This window comes from Nostoc sp. 2RC (genome assembly GCF_014222165.1).
GTDB classification, from domain to species: domain Bacteria; phylum Cyanobacteriota; class Cyanobacteriia; order Cyanobacteriales; family Nostocaceae; genus Nostoc; species Nostoc linckia.
Map to the genome: position 1 here is coordinate 1 of NZ_JACKZU010000313.1, position 9,908 is coordinate 9,908.

2 protein-coding genes are annotated in these 9,908 nt (G+C 44.1%); one reads left to right on the top strand and one right to left on the bottom strand.

All coding sequences use genetic code 11. From position 1 onward, the window contains the following. Window positions 1-28 precede the first annotated feature (28 nt). A complete protein-coding gene (locus GNE10_RS26375; RefSeq protein ID WP_221643001.1) occupies window positions 29-316 on the bottom strand; it encodes a hypothetical protein in 288 nt (95 codons plus the stop codon). 1,157 nt (window positions 317-1,473) lie between these two features. On the opposite strand from GNE10_RS26375, the gene GNE10_RS26390 reads away from it, so the two are divergent. Next, on the top strand, window positions 1,474-9,908 hold an 8,435-nt coding region (locus GNE10_RS26390), incomplete at its 3' end, for a non-ribosomal peptide synthetase (protein ID WP_221643002.1).

Below are 9,908 nucleotides of genomic sequence, written 5' to 3' on the forward strand. Positions count from 1 at the left end.
GTACAAGTAGCAATGATTCGGTTAATGCTTAAAAGACTGGCTTAACTGAATTGTTTAATACTTTCCAAACATCCTCTAAGAGGATCTCCAATCCGCTAGAAGTTAGGTTCAGGCGCACTCCTGTTACTACTGTGACTTCAGTCTGTTGATTCTGCTGCGCTAGCCAGTCCTTAACATTGGTGTGGGGACGTGGAATATCACTCAGTTGGGGAATCTTTGTAATTGGTGGTTCTGCTGACTGGGCTTTTACGGGCTGAGTCCCCAACACACAAATAGCTCCAACAATCCCTAGATAGATCATCTGTCTTAGTTTCAAAATTTTCCTCCACACCACAATATTGATGAAATCAAGCCACACCTAATTACATGCGATCGCAATACGCTTTTACTTTCAAGTGCTACAATAAATAATTGAGAATATTTATTAATTATTTTTGTTCGCAAAAGACAACTATGCTTTCAAAATACCATACCAACCTCAGCCACTTTTTTCAGAATTATCCTCAAAACAGTTATTTGTATCAAAATTAACGCTTTGAATATATCAAAGTGGTAAAAATTAATCACTTTAACCGCAATATCAATAAGTCAAAATTTGCTTTAACTGATATTTTATTAGAATTGAATAGCCTGCACATAAAAATAATTTCTTTTTCTGCTACTCTAATTGTTTGTGTAAAGAGGTTATGAATTCATTAAACATTGTTGTATTTAAGTATTGATATACTTGTGAAATGAAACGTAGTACAGCTTGGCGCAAACGAACCTACTATTATGGTTCGTAGTTGCGCTTTAGCGATAAAGCTACGAACTGAATTAATACCCATCAGTTTAAACTTGACAGATTACTAGAGTTATCTAAAATTAGCTTTTATTTTATTTGAACATTTGGTAATTTTTATTTCCACTAGATTATTTTTGTCACAATTAGACTATCAGTTTACTACTGACAAATCTACTTTATATAAGCTATGCAAAATTTGACAAATCGTCCTATTCATGTTTTTTTATTTCCCAGATAAAAAAATTGTGTAGACTGTCCTGAAAATATTGTGATGGACAGCTTAAAGCAAATATATTCATATTTATGAGTGTTTTACAGGTATGATAAAAATGCCATTTTGGATATTTTAAATATTGGTTGCATATAGTTAAATGCTTGACAAGAGTATTAGATTAATGATAATTAATTTTATTAATATCAAATATAAACAAACTGTAAATCTCAGAAAGCTGTCAAACTTGTATAGCGATCGCGTTAGTTCATACTTTGTCTGAATTTATCATAATGTTATATTTTATACTTTAAAATATAAAACTTGGATCTCAAAAAAATACGTAAAGGCTAATTGAAATTTTCAATAAATAAAGGCTTTAAACGCAATGGCGTAACCGCCCAGCGTAGCCGATCGCACTTAACACAACTAGGCACTTTGGCTCCACATAGATAGTTGTATAAATGGAGTAACATAAATGGGCAAAAATCTTTCCGAGCTACCGAGGGAATTCACCTCATTGGTTGAACTTCTCCATTGGAGAGCGGTTCTGAAACCTGAGCAAAAAGCTTATTCTTTTCTGCTTGATGGAGAAGTAGAAGCATCATATTTGACTTATGGAGAACTAGATCGCCAAGCTCGAAGCATTGCTGCCCTACTTCAAAGTTGTGGAGTCAAAAGTGGAGAGCGTGGACTACTGCTCTACCCACCTGGTTTAGAATTCATTGCTGCATTTTTCGGATGTCTCTATGCTGGGGTAATCGCAGTTCCGGCTTATCCACCCCGACCGAACCAATCCCTGTCCCGACTCCAGACAGTTGTGGCAGATGCACAAGCAGCAATTGCCCTGACCACCACAACTGTCTTTGCCAACATTGAACGACAATTCGCCCAATATCCGAATTTACAAACTCTGCGGTTGCTGACTACTGATGACATTACTAGCGACTTAGCAAATTCATGGCAGCAACCATCTATAAATAGCGATCGCCTCGCCTTTTTGCAGTATACTTCCGGCTCTACGGGTACACCTAAAGGCGTAATGGTGAGTCATGGAAATTTGCTGCATAACGAACTTGTAATTAAACAGGCGATGCAGCACACAGAAAATACCCTTTTCGTGGGTTGGCTGCCCCTGTTTCATGACATGGGTTTAGTCGGGAATCTGCTTCAGCCGTTGTACTTGGGTATACCGTGCATACTCATGTCTCCCGTGGCATTTCTACAAAAGCCCTTGCGGTGGCTACAGGCGATTTCGCAGTATAAAGCAACAACTAGCGGTGGCCCCAACTTTGCCTATGACCTGTGTGTTCGCAAAATTACGCCCGAACAACGAGCCACCCTGGATTTAAGTAGCTGGGAAATTGCTTTTAACGGCGCTGAACCGATTCGGAAAGAAACTCTAGAGCAGTTTACCGCTACCTTTGCTGAATGTGGCTTCCGGCGTGAGAGTTTCTATCCTTGTTACGGGATGGCAGAAACAACGCTGATGATAACTGGTGGCAGCAAATTAGCTCCACCTGTGTTATTGCCAGTTCAGTCGGCGGCACTGCTGCAAAATAAAATAGTTCCAGCCAGTGAAAAAGCTCTTGAGCAGGGGAGCAGGGGAGCAGGGGAAGCAGAGGGGCAGAGGAAGCAGGGGAGCAGAGGGGCAGAGGGGCAGGGAAACAAGGGAGCGATTACCCACAAGGAGCGAGGCTTTGAACCTTATCCTTTTGGTGAAAATGAAGCTGGCGTACAGACCATAGTCGGTTGTGGTCATGCCTTACAAGATTTAAAGATTGCCATAGTTCATCCTGAGACTCTAACCCGTTGCCAGCCTAGTGAGGTGGGTGAAATTTGGGTTGCAGGGCCAAGCGTCACCCAAGGCTACTGGAATCAGCCAGAGCAAACTGATTACACATTCCGAGCCTACCTCAAGGATACTCAAGACGGGCCTTTTCTGCGGACAGGAGACTTGGGCTTTTTGCAGGAGGGAGAGCTATTTGTCACAGGTCGCCTGAAGGATTTGATCGTTATTCGGGGTCGCAATCATTACCCGCAAGACATTGAATGGTCGGTAGAACAAAGCCACCCATCACTGCAACCTAGCGGTGGTGCAGCCTTTGTCATTGATGTTGGTGGTGAAGAGAGATTAGTTATTACTCAAGAAGTTAAGCGCGGTTTCCTACGGAATTTGGCGACTGAGGAAGTCATTAGGGCTATCCGTCAAGCAGTAGTAGAAGAACATGAACTGCAAGTTTATGCAGTTTTACTCCTCAAACCAGGTAGTATCCCCAAAACTTCTAGTGGTAAAATTCAGCGCCATGCTTGTCGCACTAGTTTTTTGGCAGGAAGTTGGGAAAATTTGGCTAGCAGCGTTTTAGGGGATCTGAAAAACCTCTCTCCAAACCTCTCTCCTACAAGGAGAGAGGCTTTGAATTCTCCCCCTTCCCTACAAGGGAAGGGGGCTGGGGGGTTAGGTTTCGCGTTAGCTTTTCCACATGAGGTAAAAAGTCAGACATTAGAACCGCAAGAGCGTCAGTTACAGTTAACTTGTTATCTTCAGCAGGAAGTAGCTCAGGTTCTCAAACTAGTTCCCTCACTCGTCAATCCACAGCAACCCTTAAATACTGTGGGACTCGATTCGTTAATGGCAATAGAACTCCAGCACGCTATTGAAACTAACTTGGGTGTAGTCTTACCGATGACTAGCTTTCTGGGGGGTTCCAGTATTAACCAACTAGCAACCGTAGTACTTGCTCAGTTAATAGATGTTGACTTACCCACGAGTAATCAAGAATCGAACCGCAAAGGACACGAAGGACACAAAGGAAAGAGGTTTTCAGAGAGATTTTGCGTAAATCATACAAATGTTTCTTCCGTCCCCAAAAGCGCTCCAGCCGAAGTTAATGAGACTGTCACTGAGTTCCCTCTTTCCTACGGTCAACAGGCTTTGTACTTTTTACACCAGCTAGCACCAGAGAGTCCTGCTTACAACATTGCTAATGCTCTGCGTATTCGTGGCGAGCTTGATATTTCTGCATTGCATCGAGCATTTCAGACTTTAGTGGAACGCCATGCAATTCTGGGCGCGACTTTCAGAAATGTTGACGGACATCCTATACAGCGAGTTCATAAGCATGTAGAGGTTTGCTGGCAACAGGAAGATGCTGCAACATGGGATGAGGAATTTTTGAGCGATCGCCTCTTTAAAGAAGCATACCATCCCTTCAATCTTGAGCAAGGCCCCCTAATGCGGGTGAGTCTGTTGACTCGCTCACAAACGGAACACATTCTTTTACTCGTTGTCCACCACATCGTCGCCGACTTCTGGAGCCTCACCGTCTTGATAGATGAGTTAGGAGTACTGTACCAGAGCAACAAAAATAATACACCTGTGATTCTGCCTCCTTTGGTCTGGCAGTATACCGACTATGTGCGAGAACAGTCTCGAATGCTGGCGAGTCCAGAAGGCGATCGCCTGTGGAGCTACTGGCAAAAGCAGTTGGCAGGAGAATTACCTGTATTAAATTTGCCAACTGACCGTCCGCGTCCAGCCATTCAAACCTATCAAGGAGCTTCTTTTAGCTACCAGCTGAGTGCAGAATTAACTCAACAGCTACAAGACTTCAGCCGCAAACGTGGAGTTACTCTCTACATGACCTTGCTAACAGCCTTTCAAGTGCTGCTTTATCGCTACACAGGTCAAGAAGACTTCCTAGTGGGTTCCCCCACAACAGGTAGAAGTCGAACTGATGCAGAATCACTGGTAGGGTATTTTGTCAATCCGGTAGTATTGCGATGCCTGCGGCGGGCGGGGACGCCTACGCCTTTGGCATCCGCGCAATCGCCTTTATCAAAAAATCCCACCTTTGACGAGTTTCTCATTCAAGTCCGTTCTTGTGTGCTGGATGCTTTTGATCATCAAGACTACCCCTTTGCCCGACTGGTTGAGCAACTACAACCAGTGCGAGATGCCAGTCGTTCACCATTATTTCAAGTGATGTTTGTTTTGCAGAAAGCGCATCTGCTCAATGAAGAAGGTTTGGCAGCCTTTGCATTAGGGGAAACAGGAGCAAGGATAAAATTAGGGGAACTAGAACTAGAGTCCCTAGCCCTGGAACAGCGAATTGCTCAGTTCGACCTCAATCTCGTCATGGCTGAGGTGGATGAAACCCTATCTGCTTCTTGGCAATACAACACAGACTTATTCGATGCTGCCACTATTGCGCGGATGGCTGGTCATTTTCAAACCTTGCTAGAAGGTATTGTTGCCGACTCACAGCAGCATATCTCACTTCTACCACTCCTTACCGAATTAGAACAGCAACAATTATTAATCGAGTGGAATGATACTCAAGTAGATTACGCCAGCAAACCTTGTCTCCATCAACAATTTGAGGCTCAGGTAGAGCAGACACCGGATGCAGTGGCGGTAGTATTTGAAACAGAACAACTCACTTATGCCGAATTGAATCGACGAGCCAATCAATTAGCACATTATCTGCAAACTCTGGGAGTAGAGGCAGAGGTGTTGGTTGGTATTTGCCTGGAGCGATCGCTCTTAATGGTGGTGAGTATCTTGGCGACTCTCAAAGCTGGAGGAGCTTACGTTCCTCTAGATCCCTCTTATCCTCAAGAACGTTTGGCTTTCATGGTGGAAAATGCCCAGGTTTCAGTGTTGCTGACTCAAGAGAAATTCCTTGCAGCTTTGCCTGAACATGGGGCGCAAGTGGTCTTAGTGGACAAAAACCAGGAGATTTGGGCTAGTGAAAGTGGGGACAACCCAGTGAGCCAGGTGACAGCTGATAATTTAGCTTATGTGATTTACACCTCCGGCTCGACTGGTAAACCAAAGGGGGTAATGAACACCCATAGAGGAATTTGCAATCGTCTATCTTGGATGCAGGAAACTTATCGACTGACAACAGTAGATAAGGTGTTGCAAAAGACACCTTTTAGCTTTGATGTTTCCATTTGGGAATTCTTTTGGCCTTTGACTACCGGAGCGGTAAGCGTGGTAGCTCGTCCAGGAGGTCACCAAGATAGCTCCTACCTTGTTCAGATAATTGCCCAGGAACAGATCACCACGGTGCATTTTGTTCCTTCCATGTTGCAAGTTTTTCTTGAGGAACCTGGGCTTGAGGCATGTCACTGCTTAAGGCAGGTGATGTGTAGTGGTGAAGCCCTACCTTTGAAACTACAAGAACGATTTTTTGCGCGTTTGAATGCAGACTTACATAATTTGTACGGGCCAACGGAAGCTGCGATCGATGTTACGTTCTGGGCTTGCGAACGTGAGAGTAGTAAATATACTGTTCCCATTGGTCGTCCCATTGCCAATACACAAATTTATTTGCTAGATAATCACTTGCAACCGGTGCCTATTGGCGTACCGGGGGAACTACACATTGGCGGTGTGGGTTTAGCGCGGGGTTATCTCCATCAACCAGAATTAACAGATATTAAATTCATTGCCAACCCCTTTGGCGATTTTGGATTGCCGATTTTAGATTTTAGATTGGGGGACAAGAATGAAAATTCCGATAATCCAAAATCTAAAATCCAAAATCTAAAATTTAACCGTCTTTACAAAACTGGGGATTTGGCACGCTACCTGAGCGATGGCAACATTGAATATTTGGGACGACTTGACCATCAAGTTAAATTGCGGGGGTTCAGGATTGAGCTAGGAGAGATTGAAGCGGTACTGAGTCAACATCCAGCATTGCAGCAAGTTGTTGTTTTGATGAGGGAAATTGAGAAGAAGGAACAGAACCGGGATTTCACACCACTAGTTGACGTAGAAAATTCATCAACAATTACTGGTTTGCGTCGCTTACTCAAGGGAGAATTAGCTAATTCTCAGGCTGATTCTAGGAATCAGCAATTAGTTGCTTATTGCGTCACCCGTCATCAACCAGCACCCACTACTAGTGAATTGCGTCGCTTTCTCTTAGAGAAGCTTCCCGATTACATGGTTCCGGCGGCTTTCGTCATACTGGATGCACTGCCTTTAACGCCGAATGGTAAGGTAGATCGGCAGTCTTTACCAATTCCCGGTAAAGTCAGACCTGAATTGGAAAAAGCTTTTGTAGCACCTCGCACTCCTATCGAAAAGGCATTGGCAGAGGTTTGGGCAGAGGTGCTAGACATTGAACAAGTGGGCATTCACGACAACTTTTTTGAGTTGGGAGGAGATTCAATTCGTAGCATTCAAGTGCTAGCTAGAGCCACTGCAAAAGGTTTAAGCTTCTCCTTAGCGCAGATTTTCCAGCATCAGACTATCGACTCGCTGGCACAAGAAATTACCTTTGTCGAACCCAGTGCTTTAGTAACTCGCAAAACAGAGCCATTTAGTCTGATTTCTGATGCAGAACGGCAAAAGTTACCCAAAGATGTAGAAGATGCCTATCCCTTGGCTAGGGTTCAGGCTGGGGTAATTTTCCACAGTCAGTCCATGCCTGATGAGCCGATGTACCATGATATTTTTCTTTACAATTTGCAAGTTCGTCTAGATATTGAATTGTTTCAAAAAGCTCTACAGCACGTTGTCGATCGCCATGCTATTCTGCGGACATCCTTCGATCTGACTAACTTTAGTGAACCCCTACAGTTAGTTCATCAACAAGTTACTGCTCCCTTTCACGTCGAAGACTTGCGCGATTTATCACCAGAGCAACAACAACAAGCACTTTCCACCTGGATAAAAGCTGAAAAACGACGAAATTTTGATTGGTCTTCCCCACCATTTATTCGCTTTTTCATTCACCGCCTTACAGAGCAGTCCTTTTATCTAACCTTTAGCTGTCACACTTCTATTCTTGACGGCTGGAGCAAAGCTTGTTTGCTGACGGAATTGCTGCATCATTATTATGCTCTGCTCAACGGTAAAAGCGAAGCCATTGAACCAGCCCCAGCTATAGCTTATCGAGATTTTGTCGCCTTAGAGCGTGCAACATTGGCATCGCCAGACTCTCAAGATTTTTGGAGGCAAAAATTAGCCGATTGTGTGACCACGAGAATAGCCCGTTGGGTAGGGCTTCACCACAGCACAAATACCCCGGAAATTGGCTTTTTAGATGTCCCCATCTCTCCTGAACTTTCTGAGAAATTGCAAAAACTAGCTCGGTTAGCAGAAGTCCCCCTCAAAAACGTTTTGTTAGCTGCACATATCAGGGTGATGAGTTTGTTAAGTGGTGAGAGTGATATCCTCACAGGGCTGGAGTCTAATGGTCGATTGGAAGAAGTTGACGGAGAAAAAACTCTGGGAATCCATTTGAACACGGTTCCCTTGCGTTTGCAGCTGATGGGTGGAACTTGGCTAGAGTTGGTGCAGCAGGTTTTTGCAGCTGAACGAGAGTTGTTACCCTTTAGGCGTTATCCCTACGCAGATTTACACCAACTTGTTGGTCGTCAGGCTCTCCAGCCCCTAGTTGAAACTGTTTTTAATTACACTAACTTTCATGTTTATGAGAGTCTGCAAAGTCTCAAAGGTTTGGAAGTTTTAGGAGCGAGGGGTTTTGGTGAAACTCATTTTACCTTGCGGTCTGAGTTTAATCTCAATCATGCCTCAAATTGCATCCAACTCGATTTAGAGTGTGACTTGACACAGATAAGTCATGCCCAGTTAGAGACTATTGGCAGTCATTTTAGAGAAACACTAACGGCAATGTCTTTACAGCCGTTAGCACGTTACGAGTCGCAATGTCTTTTGGGCGATCGCCAACGGCAAATGTTGCTCGGAGAATGGAATAACACCGCCACTAAATATACTCAAGACTGCTGTATCCATCAACACTTTGAGGCTATGGCAGCACAAAATCCTGATGCGATCGCGATCGCCTTTGCAGGTGAACAACTCAGCTACCAACAGTTAAATCATCGAGCTAATGCCCTAGCTCATTACTTGCAGCGTTTAGGAGTAACGTCCGATGTGCCGGTGGCTCTGTGTGTAGAGCGTTCTTTAGAGATGATAGTGGGAATTTTAGGAATTCTGAAGGCAGGAGGAGCCTACGTACCTTTAGACCCAGCATATCCCCAAGAAAATCTCGCTTTTATACTGGAAGATGCTCAAGTGCCAGTCCTGCTGACTCAGGCACGGCTAATAGCATATTTACCTACCCACACAGCCCAAATTGTCTGCCTAGACTCAGACTGGCAGATCATAGCGCGGGAGAGTCCAGAAAACCCCAGCAGTACAAGCACATTAGAAAACCTCGCCTACATTATTTACACATCAGGCTCCACAGGTCAACCCAAGGGAGTACTCGTTACCCAGCAAAACTTAGTCCATTCGACCTTTGCGCGGATTACTTATTACTCAGAACCCGTTACCAGTTTCTTATTAATTCCCTCCTTTGCTTTTGATAGTTCAGTAGCACCCATATTTTGGACATTGTGTCAAGGAGGTAGGCTGGTTCTGTTAAGAGAAAGTTCCCAGAGAGATATTTGGGAATTAGCCAAGCTGATTGTTCAACATCAAGTTTCACACTGGTTGAGTGTTCCCTCACTCTACAGCGCTCTTTTAGCACACACAGATATAACTGGGCTTGGCTCTTTGCAAACAGTTATTGTTGCTGGGGAATCTTGTTCTACAGAGTTGCTTGAACGCCATCATCAGTTACTACCCTATACATCCTTATTTAATGAGTATGGCCCCACAGAAGCAACAGTTTGGAGCAGTGTATACAATTGTCAAAACCATGATTTGAAAAATCCTGTGCCAATTGGTCGTCCAATTGCCAACACCCAGATTTATTTACTGGATTCTCATCTCCAACCAGTACCAATTGGTGTATCTGGTGAAGTTTATATTGGTGGTTTAGGTGTAGCGCGGGGTTATCTCAATCGTCCAGAACTAACTATTCAAAAGTTTATTCCCAACCCTTTTAAAGGAAGTAGGGGAGCAGGGGAGCAGGGGAGCAGGGG